25 protein-coding genes and 2 pseudogenes are annotated in these 26,889 nt (G+C 66.4%); 12 read left to right on the forward strand and 15 right to left on the reverse strand.

What is annotated here, in order from left to right:
- Nucleotides 1-191: 191 nt before the first annotated feature.
- Genes ACV7NQ_RS18685 through ACV7NQ_RS18695 form a run of 3 tightly spaced genes read right to left on the reverse strand, consistent with a single transcriptional unit; the run spans nucleotide 192 to nucleotide 2,856 of the window.
- Nucleotides 192-1,463: an integrase gene (locus ACV7NQ_RS18685; RefSeq protein ID WP_463357731.1), complete on the reverse strand. Its 1,272-nt coding sequence runs from the start codon at nucleotides 1,461-1,463 to the stop codon at nucleotides 192-194.
- Complete coding sequence (locus ACV7NQ_RS18690) at nucleotides 1,460-1,783, reverse strand: helix-turn-helix domain-containing protein (RefSeq protein WP_463357732.1); 324 nt, start codon at nucleotides 1,781-1,783, stop codon at nucleotides 1,460-1,462. The genes ACV7NQ_RS18685 and ACV7NQ_RS18690 overlap by 4 nt, the downstream gene beginning before the upstream one ends.
- On the reverse strand, nucleotides 1,780-2,856 hold the full coding sequence (locus ACV7NQ_RS18695; RefSeq protein WP_463357733.1) for a tyrosine-type recombinase/integrase: 1,077 nt from the start codon (nucleotides 2,854-2,856) through the stop codon (nucleotides 1,780-1,782). Before ACV7NQ_RS18695 ends, ACV7NQ_RS18690 begins: the two co-directional genes overlap by 4 nt.
- Before the next feature lie 438 nt (nucleotides 2,857-3,294).
- Between ACV7NQ_RS18695 and ACV7NQ_RS18700 the strand changes: the two genes are divergently transcribed.
- Nucleotides 3,295-4,737, forward strand: coding sequence for a flavin-containing monooxygenase (locus ACV7NQ_RS18700; RefSeq protein WP_463360837.1), 1,443 nt, complete (start codon nucleotides 3,295-3,297; stop codon nucleotides 4,735-4,737).
- A gap of 435 nt (nucleotides 4,738-5,172) precedes the next feature.
- On the opposite strand, the gene ACV7NQ_RS18705 is transcribed toward ACV7NQ_RS18700, so the two are convergent.
- Both ACV7NQ_RS18705 and ACV7NQ_RS18710 read right to left on the reverse strand, forming a co-directional pair.
- On the reverse strand, nucleotides 5,173-7,182 hold the full coding sequence (locus ACV7NQ_RS18705; protein ID WP_463360838.1) for a polyprenyl synthetase family protein: 2,010 nt from the start codon (nucleotides 7,180-7,182) through the stop codon (nucleotides 5,173-5,175).
- Between the two features lie 1,228 nt (nucleotides 7,183-8,410).
- Nucleotides 8,411-8,992, reverse strand: coding sequence for a transposase (locus tag ACV7NQ_RS18710; RefSeq protein WP_463357812.1), 582 nt, complete (start codon nucleotides 8,990-8,992; stop codon nucleotides 8,411-8,413).
- Between the two features lie 15 nt (nucleotides 8,993-9,007).
- Between ACV7NQ_RS18710 and ACV7NQ_RS18715 the strand changes: the two genes are divergently transcribed.
- A complete protein-coding gene (locus ACV7NQ_RS18715; RefSeq protein WP_463357813.1) occupies nucleotides 9,008-9,238 on the forward strand; it encodes a hypothetical protein in 231 nt (76 codons plus the stop codon).
- On the opposite strand, the gene ACV7NQ_RS18720 is transcribed toward ACV7NQ_RS18715, so the two are convergent.
- The gene (locus ACV7NQ_RS18720) at nucleotides 9,201-10,031 is read right to left on the reverse strand and encodes a transposase (RefSeq protein WP_463357814.1); all 831 of its coding nucleotides are present in this window, start codon (nucleotides 10,029-10,031) and stop codon (nucleotides 9,201-9,203) included. The genes ACV7NQ_RS18715 and ACV7NQ_RS18720 overlap by 38 nt on opposite strands.
- A gap of 381 nt (nucleotides 10,032-10,412) precedes the next feature.
- Here ACV7NQ_RS18720 and ACV7NQ_RS18725 point away from each other — a divergent pair, with 381 nt between their 5' ends.
- Together ACV7NQ_RS18725 and ACV7NQ_RS18730 are read left to right on the forward strand one after the other, a co-directional pair.
- Nucleotides 10,413-11,657 carry an IS701 family transposase gene (locus ACV7NQ_RS18725; protein WP_463365728.1) on the forward strand — a complete coding sequence of 415 codons (1,245 nt, stop codon included), beginning with the start codon at nucleotides 10,413-10,415 and terminating at the stop codon, nucleotides 11,655-11,657.
- Nucleotides 11,658-11,805: 148 nt separating this feature from the next.
- The gene (locus tag ACV7NQ_RS18730; protein ID WP_463360839.1) at nucleotides 11,806-12,012 is read left to right on the forward strand and encodes a hypothetical protein; all 207 of its coding nucleotides are present in this window, start codon (nucleotides 11,806-11,808) and stop codon (nucleotides 12,010-12,012) included.
- A gap of 27 nt (nucleotides 12,013-12,039) precedes the next feature.
- Here the strand turns inward: ACV7NQ_RS18730 and ACV7NQ_RS18735 are convergent, their stop codons facing one another.
- On the reverse strand, nucleotides 12,040-12,669 hold the full coding sequence (locus ACV7NQ_RS18735) for a recombinase family protein (protein ID WP_463365729.1): 630 nt from the start codon (nucleotides 12,667-12,669) through the stop codon (nucleotides 12,040-12,042).
- A 298-nt stretch (nucleotides 12,670-12,967) separates the two neighbouring features.
- Here ACV7NQ_RS18735 and ACV7NQ_RS18740 point away from each other — a divergent pair, with 298 nt between their 5' ends.
- Nucleotides 12,968-13,153, forward strand: a complete 186-nt coding sequence (locus tag ACV7NQ_RS18740) for a hypothetical protein (protein ID WP_463360791.1) — start codon at nucleotides 12,968-12,970, stop codon at nucleotides 13,151-13,153.
- Between the two features lie 50 nt (nucleotides 13,154-13,203).
- Here ACV7NQ_RS18740 and ACV7NQ_RS18745 read toward each other — a convergent pair whose 3' ends face one another.
- A complete protein-coding gene (locus ACV7NQ_RS18745; protein ID WP_463360790.1) occupies nucleotides 13,204-13,440 on the reverse strand; it encodes a hypothetical protein in 237 nt (78 codons plus the stop codon).
- Nucleotides 13,437-15,719, reverse strand: a complete 2,283-nt coding sequence (locus ACV7NQ_RS18750) for a toprim domain-containing protein (RefSeq protein ID WP_463360840.1) — start codon at nucleotides 15,717-15,719, stop codon at nucleotides 13,437-13,439. The genes ACV7NQ_RS18745 and ACV7NQ_RS18750 overlap by 4 nt, the downstream gene beginning before the upstream one ends.
- Nucleotides 15,720-16,052: 333 nt before the next feature.
- On the opposite strand from ACV7NQ_RS18750, the gene ACV7NQ_RS18755 reads away from it, so the two are divergent.
- Nucleotides 16,053-17,255: a hypothetical protein gene (locus ACV7NQ_RS18755; RefSeq protein WP_463360841.1), complete on the forward strand. Its 1,203-nt coding sequence runs from the start codon at nucleotides 16,053-16,055 to the stop codon at nucleotides 17,253-17,255.
- 700 nt (nucleotides 17,256-17,955) lie between these two features.
- On the forward strand, nucleotides 17,956-18,651 hold the full coding sequence (locus ACV7NQ_RS18760; RefSeq protein ID WP_463360842.1) for an ISAzo13-like element transposase-related protein: 696 nt from the start codon (nucleotides 17,956-17,958) through the stop codon (nucleotides 18,649-18,651).
- Between the two features lie 75 nt (nucleotides 18,652-18,726).
- Here the strand turns inward: ACV7NQ_RS18760 and ACV7NQ_RS18765 are convergent, their stop codons facing one another.
- Nucleotides 18,727-19,866: an alkaline phosphatase family protein gene (locus tag ACV7NQ_RS18765; protein ID WP_463360843.1), complete on the reverse strand. Its 1,140-nt coding sequence runs from the start codon at nucleotides 19,864-19,866 to the stop codon at nucleotides 18,727-18,729.
- Between the two features lie 23 nt (nucleotides 19,867-19,889).
- A complete protein-coding gene (locus ACV7NQ_RS18770) occupies nucleotides 19,890-20,642 on the reverse strand; it encodes a GntR family transcriptional regulator (protein ID WP_463360844.1) in 753 nt (250 codons plus the stop codon).
- An 83-nt stretch (nucleotides 20,643-20,725) separates the two neighbouring features.
- On the opposite strand from ACV7NQ_RS18770, the gene pstS reads away from it, so the two are divergent.
- The 4 genes and pseudogenes from pstS to ACV7NQ_RS18790 form a co-directional block, all read left to right on the forward strand.
- The gene (gene pstS, locus ACV7NQ_RS18775; protein WP_463360845.1) at nucleotides 20,726-21,808 is read left to right on the forward strand and encodes a phosphate ABC transporter substrate-binding protein PstS; all 1,083 of its coding nucleotides are present in this window, start codon (nucleotides 20,726-20,728) and stop codon (nucleotides 21,806-21,808) included.
- On the forward strand, nucleotides 21,805-22,698 hold the full coding sequence (locus ACV7NQ_RS18780) for a PstC family ABC transporter permease (RefSeq protein ID WP_463360846.1): 894 nt from the start codon (nucleotides 21,805-21,807) through the stop codon (nucleotides 22,696-22,698). Before pstS ends, ACV7NQ_RS18780 begins: the two co-directional genes overlap by 4 nt.
- A complete protein-coding gene (locus ACV7NQ_RS18785) occupies nucleotides 22,695-23,726 on the forward strand; it encodes a PstA family ABC transporter permease (RefSeq protein WP_463360847.1) in 1,032 nt (343 codons plus the stop codon). Before ACV7NQ_RS18780 ends, ACV7NQ_RS18785 begins: the two co-directional genes overlap by 4 nt.
- A gap of 25 nt (nucleotides 23,727-23,751) precedes the next feature.
- Nucleotides 23,752-24,122, forward strand: a pseudogene (locus tag ACV7NQ_RS18790) (alpha/beta fold hydrolase); the annotation flags it as partial.
- Nucleotides 24,123-24,145: 23 nt separating this feature from the next.
- Here the strand turns inward: ACV7NQ_RS18790 and ACV7NQ_RS18795 are convergent.
- Both ACV7NQ_RS18795 and ACV7NQ_RS18800 read right to left on the reverse strand, forming a co-directional pair.
- Nucleotides 24,146-24,466, reverse strand: coding sequence for a type II toxin-antitoxin system PemK/MazF family toxin (locus ACV7NQ_RS18795; RefSeq protein ID WP_463360848.1), 321 nt, complete (start codon nucleotides 24,464-24,466; stop codon nucleotides 24,146-24,148).
- Nucleotides 24,463-24,687 (reverse strand): ribbon-helix-helix protein, CopG family, encoded by a 225-nt coding sequence (locus ACV7NQ_RS18800; RefSeq protein ID WP_463360849.1) that lies wholly within the window; start codon nucleotides 24,685-24,687, stop codon nucleotides 24,463-24,465. The genes ACV7NQ_RS18795 and ACV7NQ_RS18800 overlap by 4 nt, the downstream gene beginning before the upstream one ends.
- 223 nt (nucleotides 24,688-24,910) lie before the next feature.
- Here ACV7NQ_RS18800 and ACV7NQ_RS18805 point away from each other — a divergent pair, with 223 nt between their 5' ends.
- Entirely contained in the window at nucleotides 24,911-25,252 is a 342-nt protein-coding gene (locus tag ACV7NQ_RS18805; protein ID WP_463360850.1) for a nuclear transport factor 2 family protein, read from the forward strand.
- Between the two features lie 203 nt (nucleotides 25,253-25,455).
- On the opposite strand, the pseudogene ACV7NQ_RS18810 reads toward ACV7NQ_RS18805, so the two are convergent.
- Both ACV7NQ_RS18810 and ACV7NQ_RS18815 read right to left on the reverse strand, forming a co-directional pair.
- Nucleotides 25,456-25,640: pseudogene (locus ACV7NQ_RS18810) on the reverse strand (transposase); the annotation flags it as partial.
- 177 nt (nucleotides 25,641-25,817) lie between these two features.
- Nucleotides 25,818-26,870: an alpha/beta fold hydrolase gene (locus tag ACV7NQ_RS18815; protein WP_463360851.1), complete on the reverse strand. Its 1,053-nt coding sequence runs from the start codon at nucleotides 26,868-26,870 to the stop codon at nucleotides 25,818-25,820.
- Nucleotides 26,871-26,889: the final 19 nt, after the last annotated feature.

The following is a 26,889-nucleotide window of genomic DNA, read 5'->3' on the forward strand; positions in this document are numbered from 1 at the left end:
ACGAAACCGTAAGGCGGATCAACAGTTACCCGCGCGTCCTACTTTGCACTTCCTGACTGCTTCAGGATTCCGGGCTCTCCCGTGGGTTCATCGCGACTGAAGCGATTTCAACGGGAACCCACGGCTTTTCGGCGCTCGCAGATCTGGAATGCGGTGGGTTCGTGGCCGGATTCTAGCCGTTCCGGACTGTTCTATCGGCCAGGTGGCTGTTCGATTTCGTCGCTGAGTAGGTGCTCGGCGACGGTCGAGTAGCGCAGGGCGGTCTCGTGGTGGATGTTGAAGACAAGGGACAGGTGCAGTGGGTCCGGTCCGGCGGTGAGGGCTTCGTGCAGGATGCGGTCGGCGCGGATTCGGTCGATGCTGAATCCGTTGTGCCCCAGGGAGAAACGCGCGAATTCGTGGCTGACCGGTCCTGTGCCGTGGACGGTGCGGGGGCTGACGAGCAGGTGTGAGTTGGGGCTGTGCGGCCAGGTGGTGCGGCGGTGGTTGAGCCAAGCTCGCATCGCCCGGTAGGTGAGGTCGCCGACCCTCTGGTTGTGGCCGGCCAGAGTGATGCGGCGGTTGGGCAGATCAACGTCGTCGAGCATCAGGTTTCTGATCGTGTTCGTCCGGGCCGCGTGTTCGGCGGCCAAGGCAAGGGCGAGACGGTCGGATGGCCGGACGGCCAACTGCTCGATGATGCGGATCTCGTCGTCGGTCATCGGCACCATCGCGGGGTCGATGTGTGGTGCTTTGACGCCGATGGTCGGGTTGTCGAAGGTGAGGCCACGTTTCTTGGTGGTTCGGAACAACGAGCGCAGCGCCTGAACTGCGTTGTTGCGCTGGTAGCCGTGCAGCGGCTCGAGGGCGGCGTAGATGTCGGATTTGGTGACTTCCCGCAGGTGACCGTAGTGGGTCGCCCATTGGCGCAGGATCGGCCGAACGTCGCCGAAATAGGCATATAAGGTGGCGGGCGAGCGGGGTCTGGCGCGGGCGTCGCCGTCGAGCAGAACCAGCAGCCAGGATCGGACCGGACTGGCGAATCCGGGCGCGAGATCGCTTGTCGCGCGGTCGATCCAGGAACGAACCGGCGGTGTCGAATCGTCGTGAAGGAGATCCAGATCGGCAAGCACCTCGATCAGCCGTGTCCTGGACACGTGGCGGTGAGGTCGCTGACGGATCTCGCTCACCGGCACCTTGTCACCGGCGGTCCGCCCGTCGAGCACGGTGACCAACCCATCGAGCACGCAGTGCAAGGTCGACGGGCTCCAGCCCCTCGTCGCGGCGAGCTGCTGCGCGTGCTGCGCCGCCGCCCGCAGGGCGGGATCGCTGACGGTCAGCGCTTGGTGCTGCCAGCGTGACGGGAGCGGCTCACCGTTTCTTCGCCGGTAGTAGGAGGCAAGTGCCGAACAGGTTCGGCTGCAATAGATTTTGTCTCGCCGCCGTTTCTCCGGCAGCGGAGTGCCGCAGTGCAGGCAGTTCATCGAGGCGGCAGCGACCTCCCGGTCCGGGCGCGTGGGACGACCGGCCGAACCTCGCCGACCGCCGCAGGCGTGTCCTCGGCCGCCGGAACCGGTGCGGTGACGGTCTCGGGTTCGGGGATGAGCAGTTCCTCGACGCCGCAGCCGAGGACAGCGCAGATGACGTCCAGGTCGCGGAGTTTGACGACATTCGGGTTGCCCGACCACAGCCCGGACATCTTCCCGGCGCTGATAACCAGCTCGCGGTCGGCGAGCATGCGTTGCAGTTCGCTGGCCTTCCAGATGCCGCGGTTGGCCGCGGCCAGGCGCAGGTTCCATTTCATCGGGTGAGTCCTTTCCATCGGTCGGCGACCCGGCGCTGCCCGGTCACCCACGCGTCTTCGACATGGGTGGCGTGGACGTGGATATACCGGGCAGTTGTGGCCGTCCAGGAGTGACCACATAATTCCTGGATCGCGAACAGGTTCATCCCAGCGAGATAAAGCTGGGAAGCGCAAAAATGGCGCAGGACATGCGGTGTCAGTTTCCCGGACCAGGTCAGCAGATGCCGGTCGGCGGCATCGGCGAGGGCACGGCGGAACACGTCGGCGGTCGCGCGCATGGCGGTGCCGTCGGTGTTCTTACGCTCGGACGGAAACAGCGGCGTCCCGTGGCGCGAGGGGTCGATGTCGAACAGACCGAGGACGTCCTCGATGAACCAGCGCAGACTCCGGTCGGCGCCGTTGATCAGCGGCACCAGTCGAGGTTTCGGGCCCTTGCGGCGAGATCCCTTGCCATGGCGGACATTCAGCTTTCCGAACCGGCCCAGCTCCCACCGCACGTCGTCGAGATCGAGCATGCGGGCCTCGTTGATCCGCAAGCCGACATCGGCGGCCAGGCGGGCGACGGCGTAGTTGCGGGCGATCGGGGCGAACTTGCGGCAGGTCGCCAGCTCTGCGCGCCACCCGGCGAACAACTGCTCGATCTCCTCGGCCGTCGGCGGGATGCGTAGCTGCGGATCCACCGACGCCCGCGGCCGGTTGATCTCGTCGAGTGGGCATTCCACGACCCGGCCGGTGAGATTGTGCAGCTCGACCTTGTGTCGCAGCTCCAGGAAGTGGAAGAACACCGTCAGCGCGGCCGCGCGGCCGGTCCGCGTGGATGGCTTCGCCTCCCGCAGCACCTTCCCAAAATAGGTGTCGGCGTCGGAAGGCTCCATCTCCCACAATGGCCGACCGAACCAATCCCGAACCAGCTCAAGGTGATTGACGTCGTTACGGATCGTGGAGTCCACCAGCCCCGCGGAGGCCCGCGCCAGAACAAACCCAGATAGCACGTCGGTCTCGAACGCGGCGAGTTCGTCCTCGGTCGCCGGAGCCCGCAGCTCCCGCAGATCCCGCACCGCCGCGAGCGCCAACCCACGCCTCCTTGATTTCACTCCCAGTGAAGAACTATCGCTACAGCCGTGATCTGATCGGCCGCAGCGAGGCTACTTCAGTCGAGTGATATGGCGCAGGGGAACGAGGAAACCGCCAGGCCCAGGCACGAAACGGCAGGGGGGAGAAGACAGGACGGCTCAGGAACTCGTCGACTGTTGGTTAGCCTTCTCAGGGGAGAAGTGTGTCCGGAGAACCCAGGAGGTTCGGTGGTCGAGATCGTCGGGATCATTACGATGTGCTTCATCTCCTACTTGGTGTTGTGCGCGGTGGTGGTATCGGTAGGGAACATCGGTTCATGCACGGCGCACCAGCGGGCGAAGTGCCGCCAGTCCCCTCGGTACCGGTCGGCCAATCCCGTTGGTGGACTGGTTATCACAGCTCCAGCGCATCAGAGGATGCGGCACTAGGCTGAGTATGTGGCTGTAGTCATCGTCGGTGCAGGATTCGGTGGGGTGGCGATGGCGTTGGAGCTCGTGCGCTCCGGTCACCATGATTTCGTCATCCTGGAGAAGGCATCCGAGGCAGGGGGCGTCTGGCGGGAGAACACCTATCCGGGTGCGGCATGCGACGTTCCGTCGCCGTACTACTCGTTCTCATTCGCCCCGAATCCCAGTTGGCCGAGACGGTATTCGGAGCAGTGCGATATCAAGGACTACCTGAACCGGCTGGTGGACGACTACGGTCTGCGCCCGCACATCCGGTTCAACACAGAGGTAGCCGGCGCGGACTTCGATGCGGCCACGCGACGGTGGCGAATCGAGACGAACACTGGCGAGACTTTGGATGCTGACGTGTTCGTGCCCGCCACTGGCCAGCTGTCCCGACCGGCAATTCCGGCAATCTCGGGCCGGGAGTCATTTGCGGGTGTCAGCTTCCATTCCGCGGAGTGGAATCATGACTACGAACTCGCCGGTAAGCGGGTGGCGGTCATCGGAACCGGTGCGAGCGCCGTCCAGTTCGTGCCGCGGATCCAGCCGGTGGTGGCCGATCTGACGGTCTTTCAGCGATCGGCTCCTTACATCCTGCCGAAGCCGGACACCGCGTACGGTCGTCTGCACCGGTTGACTTTTCGGCGGAGGCCACTGCTGCAAAGCGCGGAGCGGCTGCTGTGCTGGTCGGGCGGGGAACTTGCAGCCTTGGGCCTTGCGGGGAATCGAAGCATCACACGCTTTGTCGGCTGGATCGCGAAATGGAATCTGCGCATACAAATTCCGGACGAGAAACTGCGGGCGGCGCTGACGCCGGACTATCCGATCGGGTGCAAGTGTGTGATATTCGGCAACAACTTCTATGCCGCGCTCACCGAAACCAATGTGCACGTGGTGACCGAGGCCATCACCGAGATCACCCCCCGAGGAATCCGGACTGCCGACGGTGTTGAGCACGACGTCGACGCCATTATCTACGGGACAGGTTTCCTGGCGCAGGAACTGTTGGCGCCGATGAAGATCCGAGATCACAACGGTCGCGACCTGCACGATGTGTGGGCCGCAGGCGCGCGGGCCTACCTAGGCATCGCGGTTCCCGGTTTTCCGAATCTGTTCATCATGTATGGCCCGAACACCAATCTCGGCTCCGGGTCGATCATCTACATGCTCGAACGCCAAGCGCGCTACATCCGCCAACTCATCGAGCATCTCGACACTCGTCCGGGAACCGCGCTCGACGTTCGCGCCGACGTCGAGCGACACTACGATACCGAGGTGCAGCGCAGGCTCGCCTTGACGGTATGGGCTTCCTGTGCGAGCTGGTATCGCTGCGAAACCGGCCGGATCTCGACGAACTGGCCCGGACTGGTCAGTGAATACGACCGACGCACCCGCCGAGTCGAGATCGCGGACTACCGGCTCATGTCGTAGGCAGAAGTTACGGGCGGTCCAGGGATAGGGAGCATCTGCCGGAAATCCGGCGGTAGCGGCATGGAGCGCCGTCCAACTGGTAGTTCGTACCGCTTCGGATGCGATCCGATTGCGTTGTACGGCAGATAGTTTCCCGAGTCACCTCGGCTGACGGCTCCGTCGGACCAGAACGACCCGCGACCTATGGCAGATAGTGCGCGGCTATCTGCCATAGCGCGCTACCGCCGGATTTCTGGCGGATGCGCCCCTACCCCTACAACACCCGACCCCAACTTTGACCTGAGTGGCTGTGCCGACGAATTCCGACGTCGTGATGTCAAGTTGGGGCATGAGCTGCTCGAATAGCCCGGCTGGAGGCGTGACCTTCCCAAAAGCGTCCCCCGCGACCACCACGGTCGATTGCGGGGGACACCCTGCTTCGCCGGCTGCGGGGGCTTACGGCGCGGTAGGAGTCAGGTCGTCGGCCGGGAGGTAGATCTCACGGCGCAAGCGTTCCAAGTCCGGCGCTGCAGAGGCGGAGGGTTGCTCGTACCGACCGCTCTCACGCCCCCAGAGCCCCACGTTCGCCATGTTCACGTATATCTCCGCGTAGTCCTTCCCCCGGCCCGACAGGCCGGGAAGCACGCGGAAGAGCGCGGGGACGTAGCGGATCAGCGCCTCGAGCTGGGCGCGCTGCTCGGCCACTTGGCGCTGCACCTGCTCGACGGCTTCACCGCGGGTGCAGCCGGTCTCGTGACGGATTGCCCGCACCAGGTTGTAGGGGACGTGGTCGGCCTCGTCCTGATCCAACCCCACCAGGTCGTTCTCCACGAAGGTCACCCAGAAGCCGAGTTCCTCGAGACGGCGGGTCACGGGGTGGTTGCGCAGCTTCGGGGGCAGTTCCCGGTCCTGGTATACCTCCACAGTGGCGAGGGCGGTTTCGATCCCACTGACCGACTTCCGCAGCGGCAGGTAGTCGGCCGTGGACGGGATGTAGCCATTGATGCGATGGTGCGCTTCGCGTTCGGCCGCTTCGAACCACTCCTCGATGCCGTCGAGGAACCGCTCCTGCCAGCGGGGGGTGCGGCCCTCGCGCAGGCGCGGCCACAAACTCGCCCACGCCGTCGGGATCGCGCCGGGCCGCCACGGTTTCTCCGGGTCCTGGCGCAGCATTGCCACCATGCCACGCCTCAGCGCGGTCACGGCTTCCGGGTCCTTCAGCTGCGGATCCTCGAAGAGGTCGTCCCACATAAGGACCAGCACGGCCATGGCGTAGGCGGTCTGTTCACGGGCCGCGTCCGCTGCTGGGACCAAGGTTTGTACCGGGCTCCAGAGCGCTCCTATCCACCGGTGGTAGTCGGCCTCGGCAGGGGTGACGGCAAGGCCGGTGTCCACCATCCAACTCCTCAACCATTGCGCGACCCCCGGCGGGAGCCCATCACTGTGAGCCCCGGGGGCCTGCGTCGACTGCCGGGGGACCGCGGGACCAGGAGTTCGCCGGTCGAGTATGGAATGGGCGTAGGCGGTCATTGCGTGGCGGGCGTTCGGGTCAACGGGCAGGGCGGCGAGCTGGCCGGCGGCCTGGTCGATGAATTCATCGGCCCTCGCTTGTGCTTCGTCCACGGCGCCGGAGGCGATGACGAGCTCGCGGGCGCGGGCGGCTTGGTCCCGCGTCATTCGTTGGCTCAGCAGGCGGGCAAGGCCTTGGTCGCGGGCAGCAGCGCGGATCACGGGAAGTGTGTAGATGCCCTCGGGCAGGTCCGCGTTGACGGGCTTGCCCATTTCTTCGGCGGTCGAGGTCAGATCGAGGATGTCGTCATAGAGCTGGTAGGCCACCCCGAAGTGTCGGCCGAACAGCGCCAACGCCTCTTCCTCGTCCTCGGAGCGGCCGGCCTGCATCGCGCCTACCCGGCATGCCAGCGACAGCAGCGCCGCCGTTTTGCCGTCGACCGTGTCCAGGTAGGACTGCTCGCTGCGGGAGGCCACATACTGGTCGGCGGCCTCGATCACCATGCCCGCGCACATCTGCTCACCCGCGATCGTCGCCGCGAGAACTTCACGCCCGCCGAGCTCGGCCAGCATGCGCATGCCCGAGAACGTCACCGAGTCCCCACCCAGCACCGCCATATGTGAACCCCACACCACGTTGGCACTGGGACGGCCTCGACGCTCGTAGGCATGATCGACGACGTCGTCGTGGTAGAGCGAGCCCAGATGCAGCAACTCGACAGCGGCGGCGGCGCGCACCACCCGGTCGTCGGCCGGGGTCGCGGGATCGGTGAGCAGGTAGTACGACAGCAACGTCAAGGTGGGACGCACCAGGCGACGAGAGGTGTCCGGTCCTTCGTCTGTGAGTGCGGTCAGTTCGGGCCTGCCCCGCAACTGCACGGGGCCGAGAACCTCACGGACGCGGTCCAGGTCCGCATCCAGATGCGGGAAGACAGCCGAATCGATTTCACGTGGCACGCGGGCACTCCTGACTGGTTACATCGATCATCTACACACACTGTTGATCAGTGGAATTTGACACCACCCTGGCGCGGAAGGTGTTGATATCAGCCAATTTCGACGTATCCGTCACAAAGGTGATGTCGGTTGATGAGTGCCGCTGGGGCGAGTACCTCCCGATCGACGTGCCGGGGCCAAGTTAGGGTTATTCCGGGACCAGGGCCGGGGTACTCACGGCAGCAGTTCCTCGTACTTGCGACATAGTTTTGATACAGACGGTGGGCGCAGAAATCATCACGGCGACAACAGATCCAGAGATCGAGAGGTTGGCCAAGAAGATCAAGCGCGCCGCGGACGACCTGGAACGCGACCTCCGCTAGTCGCCCTCCCTCCTCAACCGGCCGCCGATTTGGTTCACTTATCGGCGGTCAGAAATCGCCTATGCGTTCGAGTGTTTTCGACTCGAAATCGGGCCGATTGTCACGACTGCTCCCATGTAGCGGCAAGGTGAGATGTCGGAGCTGCCGCCTACTGTCGGGCGGTATGACGACGGAATCGGTTGGGCGCCTGTACCTCACGCGGCAAGCCCTCGGAGCGCTGCCGCCAATGCTTCGCGGTATCACCCTCGATGTGGTCGAGGGGATCCCGGTCTCGGCTATCACAATGATCAGCGACACCGGCTGGCTCAGCGCCCACGTCATCCCGGACGATGACGACGGCAGCGACCACAACAACTGGGTCGAACTACGCCTGCCACCCAACGCGGTTGCGGCATGGCTCCCCAAGTTGTCAGGAAGTGCAAAGCGTTGCGTAAAGTCACGACCTTGGAAACACAATCGGGGTGGGTGATGCTTCGTGGATGTGCACGACAATGACGCAATCTCAGGATCTCCAACGCCTGAACCTCTGCCTCCATGGTTGACCGATCATCCCGCTGCGTCGGCGGAGGCGACCCACGTCGCAACGCCGCCCGCACACAGATGAATCCGGGCCACCCCCGCGTACTGGTCTGCCTGAAGTCGGCGACTGGGCATTCACCGCCGTAGTTCCCCTAGGTGGTTGGTGTTAAACGAGGCCTTGTGAATCAGAGCCGGTAAATCCGTGGCGTGGGCGATGCCATGGAATGGTCCCTGGATGTGTGGGGACGGTGTCGGGATCATCTGGTCGCTCGGCGGATTGGTGGTTTCATGGGGGCGGGCGGCTGATGGGCCTTGACAGCTGCGGATATAGCTCTTGGCGGGGCCTGTCAGGCGGTCGCGGTTGTCCAGGTTCGGTCGGGGCCGCCGGCGATGCCGAGGACCGTGAGCCTGGCGAGGTTGATCGCGGCGGCGAGCAGGGAGAAATCGGCTGCGACTTTGTCGCGGCCGAGGACACGGGCGCGGCGACCACCGTGCTTGCGTCGCATCAGATGCCCGATCTTGCGTTCGACTTTCGGGCGGGTCGCCCGGTACTCGGCACGCCACGCGGGATCGGCCTGGGCGGTGCGGGCACGGACGAGTTGCGCCTCATACGGGGTGATGGTCACATTGCGCCCCTTGCTGGAGCTGGTGCACTGGGTCGCCAAAGGGCAACCGGCGCATGCCTTTCCGAACGAGGCAACCCTGTTCCCGGAATCCGCGGTGGCTGGGCGGATCGCCGCGGTGATCCCGTTGGGGCAGGTGACCGTGTCATGTTCCAGGTCGACGACGAAACGATCCTTGGCGAACCGACCGTCCCTCGACGCGGGGGGCTGAACCTTCGTCATGATCTCCGCGTCAGCGTCCTCCAACTCCTCGAGCAGCTTCCCCGCTCCATAAGCAGCGTCGCCATACACCGACAACCGTTGCACGGCAACGCCATCCGTATGACACTCGTCGCCGTCGGCGCGGGGTGCCCCACCGTCGCTGTCACCGCACATCTCGTCGATCTCGTCGATCTCGTCGATCTCGTCGATCTCGTCGATCTCGTCGGCGTCGTCGATCTCGTCGGCGTCGTCGACCTCTGTGTCGGCGCGGTGGGGCAGGTCCTCGGCGAGCAGGTCGGTGGCCGCGTCGACATCACCGGTGTTGCCCGGAGTGAGGCGTGGTGGCGGTGACGATCTCCGAATCCGGATCGACCGCGACGTGCCCCTTGTAGCCGTCGAAACCCCGCGCGGCGGTCTTGTGTCCATGCCGTGCCTGCGGATCCACGATCGAGATCACCCGATCCTTCGCCACCCGACGCGCGATACCGAACACCCCATCGACGTCCTCGTCGAGATCCTGACCGATCACCGTCGCCAACAACTTCGCGGCCTGGTCGATCCCCGCCGACAACTCACGCCCGTCCACCACCGCCAACAACGCCCGCGCGTCGGTGGCCAACGCGTCGACCAGCGCTTCCCGCGCCTCGGGGTCGTCGTAATCACAGACCGGTTTGCCCGCCGCCACATAGTCGTCGTCGCGACGCAACACCGACCGAAGCTCCGCCTCCAACGCCAGGTCCGCGACCCGCAACAACGACCGGATCGCCGAACGAATCAACGTGACCGTGTCCATCGTGGCCACCGCGTCATACAACGGCGTCGAGTCCAACACCCGCTTGCGGCCCACCAACCCCGCCGCCTTCGCCACCTCCAACACGGCTTCGAAGATCCGGTTCGGCCGATCCGAGGACGCCAACCTGGCCCGCATATCCACCAACACCGTGTGCACGAACCCCGGATAATCGAAATCCAAACCCCCCGCCGCGTACTTCCACCGCGCGTCGAACGCAAACCGGTCGGCCGCCTCCCGATCCGACAAACCCTCCAACCGCTGCAACACCATCACCACCGCCACGATCATCGGCGGCACCGACCGACGCCCCACCACGGTGAACAGATCAGCGAACATCTCATCCGGGAACAACCGGACACACTCCCGATGCAACACACCATAAATCGAGCCCGCCGCCACCCGACCCTCGCAGAAATGCACAGTCGACCGAAAAAGATCAGCCTGCCCCGGCGTCCGTCCCAACGTCACCCAGTCATTCAACTCGAGCCCCACCCAGCCGGTCAACGCCAGACGAAAAACACCAGCCACCTAGTACTCCAGTTGTAGATCGTGATCGTGCCGATCGGTCTGTTGTGGGGTTCGGTGTGAGGGCGGCCGAGCGCCGAATGTGGCGATAGACGAGGGCGGCCACCGTGTGTTCCTGTTGAAAGTGTGTGCAATACAACAGAATCGGCGGTGGCCGCTGACTACAGCATAGACCCGCAGCGGTGGTCGCGGGGCCTGGACACGTTGATGGGGCGGATCGCGGGGCGTTTCCGGCGGGTCGAGCCCCGCGCCACGGCGCGGCGGATGGTGGTGGCGCTCGCGTCGAAGATACCGAACAAGAACTGCTGGACACTGTCCGAGCATGCTGGCGACGAATCTCCATATGCGATGCAGCACTTGCTGTCCCGGGCCTCGTGGGATGAAGACGCGGTCCGTGACGACCTGCGCGCGCAGGTGGCCGAGCACCTCGGTGACCACGACGTCGTGGCGGTCATCGACGAGACCGGCGACGTGAAGAAGGGCACCGCCACCGCCGGGGTCCAGCGCCAGTACACCGGCACGGCCGGGCGGATCGAAAACGCGCAGGTCGCAGTGTATCTGACGTACTCGACCCCGCGCGGGCACACCCTGATCGACCGGGAGCTGTATCTGCCGAAGTCGTGGACCGGGGATCGGCAACGGTGCGCCGAGGCCGGGATCACCGGCAAGGACGCGGAATTCGCGACCAAACCCGCACTGGCGCAACGCATGATCACCCGCACCCTCGATGCGAGTGTGCGTCTGGACTGGGTCGCCGGTGACGAGGTCTACGGCGCGGACCCGATCCTGCGCGGCGACCTCGAGTCGCGCGGTCTCGGATACGTCCTGGCGATCGGCGCCAATCGCCGCGTGAATCTCGGCGCCCGAGCCGTGCGCGCCGACGAGGCTGCTCGCACCGTGCCCACACGGGCGTGGCAGCGACTCTCCGCTGGCGACGGCGCGAAAGGGCCCCGCCTCTACGACTGGGCGTGGATCGAGATCACCGCCGGCCCCGACGACGACGGGCATCGGTGGCTGCTGATCCGCCGCAACACCGACAGCGGGGAACTGGCCTATTACCGCTGCTACTCGCCCCGGCCGGTGACCCTGGCCGAGCTGGTCGCCATCGCTGGGGGTCGATGGACGGTAGAGGAGGATTTCCAATCCGGAAAGGGCCTGGCCGGACTCGACGAACACCAGGTCACCTCGTGGACCTCGTGGCGACGCTGGACGATCCTGGCCATGCTCGCTCTGGCGTTCCTCACCATCACCGCCATCGGCGAGAACGCCGAGCGGCCCGCCCCGGCCGACCAAATACCGTTGACCCGCAACGAGTTTCAACACTTATTCGCCACCACCACCGACTTCCCCCACCACGACATCGCCTACCGGATCCGCCGATCGACCTGGCGACGCCGACACCAACACCACGCAAAAACATGCCACTACCAGCGACGATCACAACAGACCTGACGGTACGTCACGATCTACAACTGGAGTACTAGCCGCGATCTATGCCAAAACCCTGGTAGAGGCCCTGGCAACACGCAGCGCCGACGGCATCACGGCGTGGCCGGGCAAAGTCCGTCAACGCTGGTTTCGTCGCGGCACACGCCGCGTCGTGGTCGTCCTGGAACCGGAGAACGGCCACAGCGCTGCCATCTTGGTAACCGCGGACCTCACCGACGACGCCCGCCTTGCCCTACTGGACCTAGACCTCACCCACGAATCGTTGCGCGGCAAAGTCCTGGCATGGGACGAGAACGTCCGACGATGGGTTCCTACCGAGCCCCCGGCCCGGCCGATCCCCGGACCTGACCGCCCCTAACACCCACATCTCTGCCGCTATCGGTGGTCAGGCTTCGACGGCTACCTGCCTGCCGCTGCCGAGTTCGGGGATGCGCTTGTAGAGGGTGCCGCGCGAGACCCCGAGCAGCCGCGCTACCGAGGACACCGTTTCCTCCGGGCGGGTAAGGATGGCGCGGGCTTGGCGGATCTGCTCGGCGGTCATGGCCGGTGGCCGGCCGAGGCGTTGCCCGCGGGCGCGGGCGGCGGCCAGGCCCTCGTTGGTGCCGTCGACGATCAGTTCGCGAATGAATTCCGCCAGCGCGGCGAAGACATGGAACATCAACCGGCCGCCCGGGGTGGTGGTATCGAGGGCTTCGTGCAGGGACCGGAATCCGATGCCGCGCTTGCGAAGTCCGGCGACGATCGAGATCAGGTCCTGCAGGGAGCGGCCGAGCCGATCCAGCGACGGCACCACGAGGGTGTCGCCAGGGCGCAGGTAATCCAGGCAAGCCCACAACTCTTCGCGCTCGGCGTTCTTGCCGGACTTCTTGTCGGTGAAGATCCGCTGGCACCCGGCCGCGGTGAGCGCGGCGAGCTGGCGGTCGAGCAGCTGGCCTTTGGTCGAGGAGCAAACCCGCCCGATCCGGCGCTTAGCAGTTACCGCACATAGTTCCTCACTATGGGCGATAACTCGGATGGCGACCTGGTGTTTTGACCGGCCGACGGTGGGTCGACTCTGGAAACTATGCGCGGTACCGACGACCTTGAAGGCTCGCCAGGCGGCAAACGCCCAGGTCGATTCGCGCTACCGCCGGATTCCGCGCCACTGCTCCTCACGTCCCAACACGAAGACGTGAGGCCAGCCCGTGGCCGAAGCCGCCACTCCGCCATGACGTGTCAAGTGCCGATCCCTTGCCGCGACGCCCTGGGGCGGGGTGTCCGTAGGCGCAGGGCGGCTCTGGTTTGTGTCGGTCGGGACACCTGATACTCGGGGCATGATCGGTAATTCGCTGTGGCTGGTGTGTGACCAGTCGGAGTGCCGCGAGATGATCGAGGAAGTCGGGGATCTCGCCACCGAGCACGCCTTGCACACGATCGCGAAGGGCCGGGGCTGGTTCCTGGGGAACCGGCACTACTGCCCGGCGCACTGGCCGCGGCCGCGCATCCACTACTTGCGCTGAACACGAGAAGGCCCCGCCGATCGGCGGGGCCCTTCTCGTGTGCGGGTAGGTCAGGCGTAGTACTTGTTGGTGCCGGGGATCCGCTGTTCGCAGATGTGGTGGCCGCCGTCGGCGTCGGCGATCCGGCCTGGCGGGCCGGGGCCGAGCGCGCAGAGGGTTCCCACCGGGTAGAGGTGGAAGTCGTGGGTCACGATCGGCGGCTGCCTGGCCGTCGCGGGGGTAGCGGCGGCTACCAGCGCGACGGCAACGGCGACGAGACCGGGCGGGATGAGCTGGTGGCGTATCACGCTCGGCCTTCCCGCCCGCGTTTGCGGCCCAGCTCCACGCCCGCGCCCTGGGAGGTGCGCCGGGCTTTCGGCGCCTCACCGGGGGCGGTGGCTGCGCCGCCGGGGCGGGCTTGGGCGAGGTCGGTGAGCAGCAGCGCGGTGATCTGTTCGCGGTCGACACCGAGCGCGGTCAGCTCCTCGACGAGCTGCTCGCGGCGTGACGGGCTGTCCCACCCCGGGACATCCGCCCGCGCTTTGGCCTGCTCGGCTTTCTGCCGCCGCACGGTCGCGGCCGCGGCGACGGACTCGGTCTCCAGGCGGGTCGTGGCCGCGGTGATCTGCTGGCGCGCTTCCCGATCGGTGACGCCGACCTGGTCCAGGGCATCCGACAGGGCGCGGCGGTGGGAGACCAGGGCGTCGGGCTGGACTTCGCCGTTGACGAACGCGTCGGTGGTGTCGCGGGTCAGGCGGGTGACCGCGTTCCACACCGGGTCGTACTTCTGCGCGTTGCCGTCCTCCACCTGGTGCCCGCCGCCGGCGAGCACGGTCACGACTGCCGCGCGGGTCGCCTCAGCGCGGCGCTCAGCCTCTTGGTGTGCCTCGTTGCGGCGGGCGCGGTAGGCCGATTCCTTGTCTGCCCATACGGTTTTCGGTTCCGGGCCGGTGCCGGGTGCGTCGGCGTCGGCCAGCGCGAGGTTGATCGCGTCGCGTTCGATCGGGGCCAGGCCGGAGCCCTTCGCCTTGGTGGCGGCCTCGATCTCCTCGCGCAGCTTCGCGGCCTTGGCCTGATCGGTCTCGATCTGGGAGCGCGCCGCGCGCACGTAGTCGGTGATCTTCTGCCCCAGCGCGTCCTTGTCGACCGCGCCCGGCCACAACGGCTGAAACTCCTGGGCGGGCGCGGCTTTGATCGCCTTCCCGCGGGCGCGGGCGTTGTCGCGGTCGGCTTCGGGCAGGTCGGCGACCAGACGGGTGAGCTGCGAGACGATCTGGCTGGTGTCGGCGCCACGCGCCAGGCGGGCCTGGTAGTCGAGCAGCGCGAGGTCCATCTTCGCGCGGGTGTCGGCGTCGGCACCCCAGTTGGCTTGCCTGATCGCCGCACGCGGGTCGGTGGTCAGGTAGTCCAGGGCGAACAGCACCTTGTCCTGGGCGGGCTCGTCGGCCTCGGCGAGCAGGAACCGCACCCGGGCCCGCGCCGCTTCCTGGGTGGCTTCCACACCTGGCGATGGTGGTGTCGAGCTGCGCTGCATCCCCAGGGATTTCGCCGCCGCGTGCGTGTATTCCTCGATCGCGGCGTAGACGGCTTTGCGCTGGTCGTCGCTGAGGCTGCCGATTTCGGCGGTGGCGTTGATCGCGTACTTCTGCGCCAGCCGGGCTCGATCCAGGCTTGCGCCGTCGGAGTAAGCGTTGTGCACCACCCGCTCGATCGCGTCGGGGTCGGCGCCGCGGGAGAGTTCGTCGACGTCGATGTTCCAGCGGTCGCGCAGCCCGGCGGCCAGGTTCTGGCGCACCTGTTCGGCTTTCGTGTCATGAACGCTCCACGAGTTCGCTTCGTACCAGGTTTCGACGACGTCGTCGGCGCTGGCGGTCTTCCACCAGTTGTCCGACCCGGCACCGTCGAGGCTGGCGTGCATCGCTTTGCGTTCGGCCTCGTGCCGCTTCTCCGCGAGCTCGGCGCAGGCGGCGGCCTGGCGGGCGGCGTACTCCAGGCTCCGCTGACGCCGCGCGGCCGCCGCCTGCGCCCACTGGGTCATGAGGCTCAGCAGCATCCGGGTGAGTACCGCCATCTCGCGGGCGGCGTGGTCGATGTCTGCGGCGTGCTCGCTCACAGGTTCCTCCTCCAAGGGGGTGATGTCGTCGTCGGCAGGGTCCGGCGGCGGCTCGTGCTCGTGCTCCGGGGCCGGGGCAGCGGCCTGCTGCTGCGGGTCGTGGGAGCGCTGGGGCGGGGGCTGGTGGGGATGGCCGGCGGGTGGGGCATTGAGCGCAGCGGCCAAGACCGAGGAGTCGACGCGCACGAACTCACCGAGGTCCAGGCCGTGCCCGGCGTCGATGTGGTCGGACAGGTCCTTGCCGGTCGCGGCCTCCACGACCAGCAGCTCCCCCACGCGACCGGTCAGCATCTGCGCCACTCGGGCGGCGTGCCGGTAGCCGGGCTGGTCCTTGTCGGCCACGATCACCACCCGCGCCGCGCCGCGCAGCTGGTGGGCGTGCTCGGGCCGAAACGAGCCCGCGCCCATCGCATTACAGGTGGCGGTCAGACCCGCACCATGGGCGCGGTCGGCGTCCTTCTCGCCCTCGGTCACCGGGTGATGTACTCCGCGTGGGGGACGGTCTTGTCCCACAACGTGGAGGTGGCGGGGTTGGGATGTCGCCCGATCGAACGAGTAGCCCGCCGATATCTCCGGTCGCGGGGGGATCAGTCAATCCCCATCTACCAGGACAGTTGCCTTGGTTAGATGCCTGGCACACACGGTCATAGCAGCAGGTCGATGGCATTGAGAACAGGCAGTTTTGGGTGTGGACGGTATCTATTTCCGTCTACCTGGAGGTTTGTTGGATTGCCAACCCCTCGTCCGAGTGTCCGTCGTGACGGCACGGTCGAATAACTCTGCTGCGACTTCGCTACTGTCTGTGCCGTGTTCGACATCGCTAGCCGAGGCCCTGACTACCTGTTGCGTTGGCCGCGTGAGCTATTCGTTCTGGAAGCGAAGTCGATCCTGGCCGCTGCCCCTACGGCTACCCGCAGCAGGTCGGATTGGGTCGATGAAGTCATTCTTCTGCTTGGCGAGGCGTTCGCTGCCGAGACACCGCAGCACGATTTCGAAGGTGTCGTCAAAGCCGGAGCATGGTCGCCACCGGCGGGATCGACCGACCCCCGGAGCGACCTCGACGCAACACTCCGAGCCCGGACGCCAGCAAATCCGGAACGCGATTTCCTCGAAGACCTCGTCGCTGCCGCCCCGGAGCTCGCCGAGCAGCATGCGCCGAAGCCCTACTACTCACAACGGACTGCCGCTGCGAGCAGTGCCGCCACGTGGGGCATCGAGCGAGATCTCGACTCGGCCCAGCGTGATTGGTGGACCGTGGTGGACGACCTCCAGCGACGCGGATATCTGAACCTGACAGCTCCGATGCCGTGCGTGGACGATGACTTCGACGTGAACCCGGACGAGGTCCTCGATACAGTCATCGGGGACCGGCTCGGTAGGAAGAAACTGTGGTCTCCACGCCCAAGCGCCTGGGACGAGCCGACCTTCTTCGACCTCATCGAGGTCTTCCACGATCTGGTATCCAGGCCGCGCCGACGGTGGCACCACCAATACAACGGTTGCGGTTGGCACTACGCCGGGTTCACCCCGCGACCGGCACAGATCCTCTACCGATGGACGGTCAATCGACTTCTGGCCCGTAACGGCATCAGCCTGCGTTTGGCCAAGAGTGGAGAAGACGTCGGCCGCTTGGTCCACGAGGTCGACGATGCACGTGCGGATTTGGTCGACGCTGCTCTGTCCGCCCCCGATCAGGCACGCCGAGCAGCCACTGCTCACGCGGTGGCCTTGTTTCGAAGTCGTAACGCCGGATTGGAGGACAAGCGAAGTGCCTGTGTAGTGTTGGCGGGCCTGCTCGAGGAGCGGCGTGCCCTGCTCAAGCAAGAGCTGTTCAGCACCGACGAGGGTGCCCTGTTCCAGATCGCCAACAAGTTCGCGATCCGCCACCGCAACGCCGACCAGCACGCCGACTATGACTCGGCCTACCTCGACTGGGTCTTCTGGTGGTATCTCTCGACGGTCGAACTGACCGACAAGCTTCTCGCCTCCCAGGCAGGCGACGGCGAGTAGTTGCCTGATAACTCCTACGGTTCTCGCGGTCACGGCTGCTCGGTGGTGAATACGGCGGGGTAACGACGGACGGAGCTTGTGCCGATCCCGCGGCCTGCAGGTACCTCAACGCCATCGTTGCCTCGTCGCCATGGCCTGGCGTGACAACTATCGCTCATGCCGCCCATATTGGGTGCAGGACCCGGTACCGACTGTCCGAGGTAGTGGCTAAACGCAGGTCAGCATAGGTTCTCACTGTGCCGCCAATGTGCCAAGACAGTCAGGTACAGGCCGGACACGACGACATCAGCGGGACGCGAAATGCCCTCTGACCTGGACGGGAAGATGCCAACTGGACGCCACAGCTCGCCTCCGGGGTCACTCGTAATGAAAGGTCGGGGGTTCGATTCCCCCAGGCGGCTCCAGGTCAGAGGGTTTTTATGGTTTCGGAACCACTGTTTGACACCCCCAGTGTGCCAACGCTCGGGAGAAGTTCCCCGTAGAACGCCTCCTCATTGGCTTCAGATCTTCGGGTTGTGGGTCGCTGTAGAGACAGTGAGATTGGCTGGTCGCGGGGTGCCAGGCTGCGATGGTGCTGAGGCTGGCTGCAACTTCCCATGCTGGTGGCGGAGGTGTTGGTTGCGGCGATCGTTGCGCTGTTCCGCGCGGACCCGGAGGATGCTGCGAGCGTATTCGGCCTGCTCACGACAGCTTTTGGTCAGTGGCGCGAGCTGTTCAGGCATCGCGAGCGTGGTGGTGTAGACGATGCTCCTGTGTCGGCGTCGCCCAGCCACGAAGTCGTGGTCAACACGATCGCACCGGGCTGGCCGTCTACGCCGAACTCGACTCCGGCCGCTACCCGACCGGCGTCAAAATCGACGACGACCAGCTCGCCGCCGTGCCGCTGGCCCGCCACGACCGGCACGGGGACTGGAACTACACCATCCATCCCGCACCCGAACACACCGCTGTCGCCGACAGCCCGACCGCCGGCACCGCAGCCCACCCCGCGCGTCCGGACCTGACCTGGCTCCGCGCCCCGGCATTGACCGGGCTGACACCGCCGCAATGGGACACGCTCATCGAGAAATTGACCGTGACCCGTCACGCCCAACGCGAAGCCCAGCTTCACCAGCGACGCGGAGGCGCCCGCCAGGCAGCACCCGGAACCGGCCGCAAAGCCGTCCTGTCCCTCGACGACCGCCTCGCAATCACCCTGCTGCACCTGCGGTTCGCCACCCGCCAGCGCACCCTCGCCGAGCTGTTCGCCGTCACCCAGCAAACCATCCACAAAACGATCAAACACACCAGACCCCTACTCGACCTGGCCGGACACCCCGCCCACCCGACCGGCATCACCCTCGCTGACGCCCGAGCAGTCAACGAATTCGCCAGCAGCACAATCGAACACAGCTAGATTGCGTGTTATTGATCGGCAGGCCCTAACTGCGCGGCCTTGGGACTAGCAGGCCCTAACTGCGCGGCCTTGGGACTAGGAGTCGATCCTCCAGGTGTCGAGCAGGGGCGCGAGTAGGTCCTTGTTATGGGAAGGCTGAGTGGTATAGGGGTAATCGCCGTTATTGAAGGCGAAGAGTGGGACCTTCTGTTCGTAGAGGCTGCCGTGGGTGCGGTATTCCGCGGGCAGTTGCTCGGACTCGGAGCCGGTCGGCAGTTCACCGAAAACGGTGTCGGGGTCGCCGAGGGCGACCAGGTCGCCGATCCGGTCGGGGTTGAGGTGGAACCGGCTCGCGGCTTCCTCGCGGCGGAGCACGGTTTCGACCCCGGGCAGCGAGGACAGAGTCTGGGCGACGTTCGACTCCTCGGCCGGGTGATTCAGCCAAATCCACGCGGTGCCGCCGAAGGTGCGGTGGTGCTTGACATAGCGGTCCTTCTCCGCCGAGAGCGTGAAGCGGACCGGTGCGTGCCGGTTGGCCAATGCCTGGGCCAGGTCGTAGACGAGCTTCTTGCCGTTCATACCGTGATCGGCGGTCGCGAAGAAGGCGGCGTCGGGCGCCGCGGCCACGGCCTCGCCGATCAGCTCGTCGAGCCGGCGGAGGTGGGCGATGGTGCGGGGGTCTCCGGGGGGCCAGGCGTGCATGGGGTAGTCGGTGGTGTGGACATAGAGGAAGTCCAGGTCGGGCTGGGTGGCCAGCAGGTCGACCGCGACCTCCCACAGCCAGTGGTTGATCTCCGCGGAGTAGATATCGGGCGCGGCTCCGTACCGGTCGACGAACTCGGGGCCCGGCTCCTCGGCGGCGACGGCGAGGGTGGTCCGGTTGCCGAGCAGTCGGACGGTCTTCTTCTTGGCGGTGAGCAGTGCCGCCTTGCCGCCGGCGGCGGTGACGCGCTCGAGCAGGGTGGGCTGGGTCAGGTGGGTCCAGTCCTCCATGTAGTCAGCCTCGCCCGTGGCGGGATTGAAGTAGCTGTTGCCGGTGATCCCGTGTTCGGAGGGCCAGGCGGCGCAGGAGATGCCGGCATTGTTGGCGTTGGTCACGGTGGGCGATATCGCGTCCACGATGTGACTGGTACCCTGGGCGCCGAGGCCGCTGAGCACGGGCATGGTGCCGCCGTCGAGATAAGCGGGATCCAGACCGTCGATCATCGCCACGATGACACGCTGGTGAGCGAGCACAATCATTTCCTTAACGTGAGTTCTCAGAGCAGGTTGACGACGTACTCGGCGCGATCGGCGCGAGTGCGGTGCTGGATGCGCGCGAGGTCGTTACCCTCGGCATCGGTGTTGACGCCGGCCACGATCAGCAGCGGGGCGCCGGTCTGGACTTCGAGCCACCGCGCGTCCTCCGCGGTGGCCGCGTCGGCCGAGAATAAGCGGCGTGCACGTCGGCCGACGATGCCGGTGTCGCGGGTCAATCGCGCGAACGGACTTTCGGGGCCGCCCCAGTCCCGCGGGGCCAGCGCCGCGGGCAGCACTGCCTCCGACAATGACCAGGGGGAGTCTTCGAGGGTTCGGCGGTAGCGGAACCGGACGGTGGCTCCGGGCCACTGCGGGAACTCGGGCAGTCCCGGCGCCGACGGTTCCTCGGTCACTTCGATGACCTGGTGGACAACGGTCAGACCGCGTTCGGCCATGCTTTCCGACAGGCTGACCCGGCCGTCGTCGATGCGATGGCGGATCGACGGCTCCCGGACGAAGGTGCCCACCCCGTGCTCGGTGCGCACCACGCCGGCGCGCGCCAGGTCGGCCAGCGCACGCCGGACCGTGAGCCGGTTGATTCCGTACCCCTGCGCGAGACTGGTCTCGGACGGCAGCTTGACACCGGGTGGGAACTCACCGGCAACGAGACGTCGCGTGAGATCGGCTTTGACCTCCTCATAGAGCGCGACTCCGGCCCGCCTGGCCAGCGGAGCGCCGGCTGGCGGGCTGACCTCACGGCCTTGTTCGTTCACGGACTGTTCACCGCCTCAGGGTTTGTAGATGTGTAGATGTCTACCAGACTCAACCTCGCATGTCGAGCCAATGAGGAGTCGTAATGATGAAGTTCGTCGGGGTGCTGGCGGCAGCGAGCGCCGTCCTGCTCGCCGGTTGCACCGATGGCAACGGCGGAAGCGCCAGTTCGGGACCGCAGATCTCCTGCACCGGAGCCAGCGGAAGCGTGCAGGCCCAGGGGTCCACGTTCGGGCTCAACATCGAAAAGCAGTGGATCTCGGACTTTCAGGCCGCGTGCGGCGGCGCGACGGTCAACTACACCGGCACCGGATCCGGCGCCGGTGTCCAGGCGCTCACCAACGGCCAGGTGGACTTCGCCGGATCGGACGTGGCACTGAGCGGGACCAAACAGAAGACAGCCGACCAGTACTGCGCCGGGCTGAAGGCCGACGCCACCGCCGTTTCGATTCCCGTCACCGCGGGGGCCGTCGTCTTTGTCTACAACCTGCCCGGGGTCACCAACCTGCGGCTCAGCGCCGCTACCCTGGCCAAGATCTTCCTCGGCAAGATCACCAGTTGGAACGACCCGGCGATCGTGGCCGAGAACCCCGGGACGAACCTGCCATCCATCGCGGTGCAGTCGATCCACCGCACCGAGGGCGCCGGCACGACTCCGGTGGTCACCGACTACTTCGCCTCCCTCGCTGGGCAGGACTGGACGATGGGGGCCACCCAGTCACCGGTCTGGCCGGCCGGGCAGGCAGTCAATGGCAGCGACACGGTCGTCACCGTGGTCGGCCAGACCCCCGGGGCGATTGGCTGGACCGAGAACTCCTTCGTCCCGAAGAAGGACACCCTGGTATCGGTGGCCGGCCCGAGCGGTGCCTTCGTCGCACCGGAGGCCGCTGCGGTGAACACGACCGTCCAGGCCGCCACCGTCAACAACGACAGCACCGGAGTGCGGGTGGACCTCACCGCGGCCAAGACCCCGTCGGGTGGATACCCGTTGGTCACCGCGACTTATGCGATCACCTGCACGGCCGGTGACGCGCACGCGCCGCTGCTGCGGGCCTACCTGAACTACGCGCTGGGAGCAGGGCAGGCCGAGGCTCCCCTGCTGGGGTACTCGGCACTGCCGGCCGATATCACCAAGCAGGCGAGTGCCGTTGTGGCCACGCTGAAATGAGCCGGCTGGCCATGCCGTTCTCCTGGCTGAGCGCGCTCATCGTCGGCGGGGCCGCCGCCGTGGTGTGCGCGTACCTGGCCGCGCACTTCGTCCCGGCGCTGCAACACGACACGGCGCCGTTCTGGACCTCGCGGTTCTTCTCCGCCAGTTCACAACCACCTCGGTACGGGATCGTGGCCCTGGTCTGGGGAAGTGTGCTGACCAGTGGCCTGGCGCTGCTCATCGCCTACCCTCTGTCGCTGGCCGTCGCGCTGTACTGCGTGGTCTACGCGCCGGGCCTGCGGGGCCGGCTGCTGGCCCGGCTGATCGACGCGGTGGCCAGCATGCCGAGCATCGTTGTCGGATTGTGGGGCCTGCTGTTCCTCGTACCGCGGTCGGTCGGCGTGCAGACCTGGCTGTCCCGTCATCTCGGCGCAGTGCCGCTGTTAGCCAACCCCACGGGCAGCACCGGGCGCAGCGTGCTCGCTGCCTCGGTGGTGTTGGCCGTCATCATCACTCCGCTGATGGCGTCCCTGGCCAGGGAGGCGTTCGGTCGGCACACCGAGTTGTGGGGCGGCGCGCTCACCCTGGGCGCCACCACCTGGCAAGCGGTACGGCTGGTCCTGCTCGCCGGCGCCCGGCCGGAATTGCGGGCGGCCCGGCTGCTGGGGCTGTCTCGGGCGCTGGCCGAGACCGTCGCGGTCAACCTGGTGCTCGCGGCCAGTTTCACCGTCGATGTCGAAATCGTGCGCGGCGACGGCGCCAGCACCCTCGCCGATACGATCGCGAATCAGTTCCAAGAGGCCGATACCAACGGGCTCGACGCCCTGTTGGCAAGCGGTGCGATCCTGCTCGCCCTCAACCTCGGCCTGCGCCTGGTGTCGGCTCTGGCCGCTCGGAGGCAGGGGTGAACGTATCAACCGGACGGCCCGCGAGGCCGAGTCTGAGCAGCCTGATCGCGGCAGGCGTGGCCTGCTGCGCCGCGGTCACGGTCAATGCCGTCGACCTCACCCGCGGTGTGATGTCCACCGTTGTGGTGGTGGTCATCGCCCATGTCCTCGCCGAGCACGTGGCGGCCTGGGTCGCGCTCGACCGCCACCGGGCGGTGGACAGCACCATGCGTACCCTCGTCCGGCTGGGCACCGGGGTGGTGACGATCACGTTCGGGCTGTTGCTGGGATACACGCTCTACCTCGGGCTGCCCCACGTGACCGGGCTGTTCCTGACGCATACGATGCGCGGCACCAGCCAGCTGCGACCGGTCGGGGGCGGCGCCCACGCGATCTTGGGCAGCGCCGAACAGCTGCTCCTCACCGGGCTGTTCGCTGTACCGATCGGCGTGGGCGCGGCGGTCTTCCTCACCCATCCGCACCGCGTCCCGGCCGTCCGGTCGGCGACACGGTTCGTCGGCGCGGCCATCGGCCTGCTCGCCGGCGTGCCCAGCATCGTCGCCGGGCTCGTCGTCTACAGCCTGTGGGTCGTCGGCGCCGGAGCCGGTCCGTCCGGTGGCGCGGCGGCCGTCGCCCTGGTCCTGCTCGCGGTCCCTCCGATCGCGGTCGGAACGCAGAACGCGCTGATGAGCGTCTCTGCCGAAATCACCGAAGCCGGTATGGCACTCGGGCTCAACCCGGGGACCATTCTGCTGCGTATCACCATCCCCACCGCCCGCTCGGGCATCATCACGGCCGCGGGTCTGGGTATCGCCCGCATCGCAGGGGAGACCGCACCGGTGCTGCTGACCGCAGGCAGCTCCGACAGCATCAATCACAACCCGTTCAGTGGACCGCAGGAATCGCTGGGCACCTTCATCTACCAACAGGCCACCTCACCCATCCCCGGCGCCTCCGACCGGGCCTGGGCGGCGGCCACTTTGCTCATCGGCGCGATCACGGCGGTGGTGCTCCTCACTCGTGTCGCCTTCTCCGCAGATGACAACTGAATGAAACACGTTCTACCCTGACGGGGTGGACGTGACATATGAAGGCACCAAGAGGGACATCAGCACCGACCAGGGCGTGCTGCGCCACCACGAGGCCGGGACGGTCCGCCGCTGATCCTGCTGCACGGCTCGGGTCCGGGCGTCACCGGGTGACGCAACTACCGGGGCAACCTGGGGTTCTTCGCCGAACATTTCCACTGCTACGTGCTCGAGTTCCCGGGCTTCGGCGTCAGTGACCCGGTCGAGGGGCACCCGGTGCTGACCGCCAGCGCGTCGGTGATCCGGTTCATGGACGCCCTCGGCATCTCCTCGGCCTCGGTGATGGGCAACTCGATGGACGGTGTCGTGGCCATCAACCTGGCCATCAAGTACCCGAGGCCGATTCGGTCGAGAGTGATGGGGCGGTTAGCCCAGATGAGCTACAGCAGACCGAGTTTCAGCATGAGGGCGCGGTCTAGTTCGGCTAGTTCATTACCGTCGAGGCTGCCTTTGAAGTCGCCGAGGCGCTCGGGTGACACCGTATAGATCTGGTCGGCGAGGATGCGGGTCTTGGTGCCGTCGAATTCGATTTCGGGTCGATAGACGGCGGGTCCAGCGCTGGTGGATGTCATGGCGACTATTACGGTGCTGGATGCGAACCGGTCGGATTGGATGATGACGGCGTAGCGGCGGCCCTGCTGTTCGTGCCCGCATGCGCCGGGGAGGGCCTTGATCTCGTAGATTGCCCCCCGGAAGATCACGCCACGCCCATGAACCGCTGGATCGCCAGTATTTCGGCCTGGTCGTCGGGTTCGTCTGCGAGTCGCTGCGCGTCGGCGTCGGCCTGCTGCAACAGCAGTTGCTTGTAGGTATGCAGCAGGGCGTAGCGGACAGCTTCGGACCGGGTGGTGTGACGCGCCGCGGTAAGTTCGGCCAGTGCTTTTTCCATCGCGTCGTCGGTGCGTACGTTCAGGCTTCCCATATCTCCCAGTGTAACGCAATTTGTGTTACAGCCTCGTGTGCACATAGCTGCAACGCGGTCGGGGATCTACTCCTGCGCTGCCCGACTTCGCCCGGCGGAATGCACACGCATGGACCCCTCCAGGCGGCCAAGTGACCACGCCCATCGACGAATTCGGCGACTACGCGGCGCCGGACCGCGAATCATCGAGGAAGGACTGGCAGGCTTCGTTGACGGACGGCACTTGTTCGATCTCCTGGCCGAAGACGTAATCTTCGACTACGTGATTTCCGTTCCCGGATACCCACGACGGGTTGAGGGACGCAGGGCCGTGGCCGAGCTCTACTGCGGCTACGGCAGCAACATGGTCCTGCGGAGCGCAGACGAACTGGCCGTTCACCGGGATCATGAGGCGTCGGTGATCGTGCTCGAGTATGCGGTGCACGGGCAGGCAGTCCAAACCGGGCGGACCTACGACAACCACTTCGTCTCTGTGATCACCATCAAGGACCGCAAAGTCACGCACTGGCGGGACTACCTGGACCCCGTCGCAGTCCTCAACGTGATCGGATGGCCTGCACAGTAACGGTCGACTCGCGGCGGCTCCGAGCTCGACGCTCTCGCCGAGGAACCCTGGTGAGCGCGAGAGCCCCGGCGGGATCTGCGATCTCTGGAGGACACGGGCCGCCTTGGCTCCTGCGGAGGGGTGGCGACCTCGTCGCGGGTGTGCGCCGACGCGGCGGTGCTGAGCTCGTCGGCCGCCGCCGAGAGTACCTCGGCCGACTCAGCCAGCGGCAGCACCATTTCGTCCACCCCGCTCAGCCGACGCTGCCGCTTCTTGACGATCTGCGGCTCGAAGCTGTCCCGCGGTCGCGGCGCACCTCGATCTCGACCGGACCGACCTCGGTCAGCACGGTCTTGGACCGCACGCCGTTGCGAGAGTTCCCGCTTCCCGCGCCGGCCGGGTCGTGCTTCCGACTGTGTGCGCTGGTCGTCTGCGAAGGGAATGGACCCTACGAAAATCCGGACGGGGTCGAGATCGACTTCCCGTTTCCGATCCGGATTACCTGGTCCAACTCGAGTCCTGACCGGCGGTCATCAGGGTGTTGCTCCTGGACCGGGTGTCGTAGACCGGCTCAGGAGAACAGTTGTCAGCCTGCGGCGGTGGTGCGGTGGCTGGTGCGCTGGATGATTTGTTCCAGTTCGGCATTGAAGCGGTCGGCGGCTTCGATATTGCCCAGGTGGCCGGTGGGCCAGACCTGGTAGTCGGCGAGATAGCCGGTGCGGGAGAGGGTTTCGACGATCAGGCGCGACATGCGTTCGGGGAGCAGGTGGTCGTTGCTGCCCGCGATGACGGTGGTCGGCGCGGTGAGATGCTTTGCGGCGTCACCGAGTTGGACCATGCCAAGTGCCGCTGCGTGGCGGCCGCGGGTCAGTGGGCGGCAGGAGCGGACGACGCCGAAGGCGAAGTTCACCTCGTCGGCGGTGGCTTCCTTGGACATCACGCGGTCCTTGAAGATCGCGCTCGACGGCCAGCCTCCGGGCAGCGGAACCGGTGTGGTCAGCACCGTTTCGGCGATGAAGGCGGGCAGGCGCACGGCCGCGCCGAACACTGTGACGGGCCTGCTCGCGATCGTCAGCGGCTTGTTGAGCATGGGGAGCACATCGCTGTCGTCCATGACATTGCCCGAGGTGGTGTTGAGCAGCACTACGGCGGCGGCGCGGCGGGGGACCTGCTCGGGGTAGCGAGCTGCCCACGCCTGCAACGTCATTCCGCCCATGCTGTGTCCGACGAATACGGCGCACTGGTCGCGGCGCAGGGCGGCGTCGAGGACGGTGGAGAGGTCGTCGGCGAGCGATTCCGCGCTCGGGCCGACGGAGCCGAGCTGGCTTTCGCCGTGGCCGCGCTGGTCGTAGCAGACCACGCGATACCGGTCGGCGAAAGCATTGATCTGCGGGTTCCAGTACTCGATGCTGCAACTCCAGCCGTGGATCAGCACGATCACGTCGCCGTCGGCGGGGCCGTAGGCATGCACCCGCACGCGCGCGCCGTCGACGGTCGTGACGGGGATGACCTCATGCGGGGCGGTGGGTGTATTCAGCGATGCCGTCCGATAGGTGCGCGATCGCAGCCCAGCGCGGTAGGCGGCGGTGAGGGCGCCATTTCGCGCCTCCGCCAGCGTCTTCATCGACTTCACCAGCATCAGAGCACTCCTTTGTGTC

The organism is Nocardia sp. Tas62D01, from assembly GCF_055232035.1.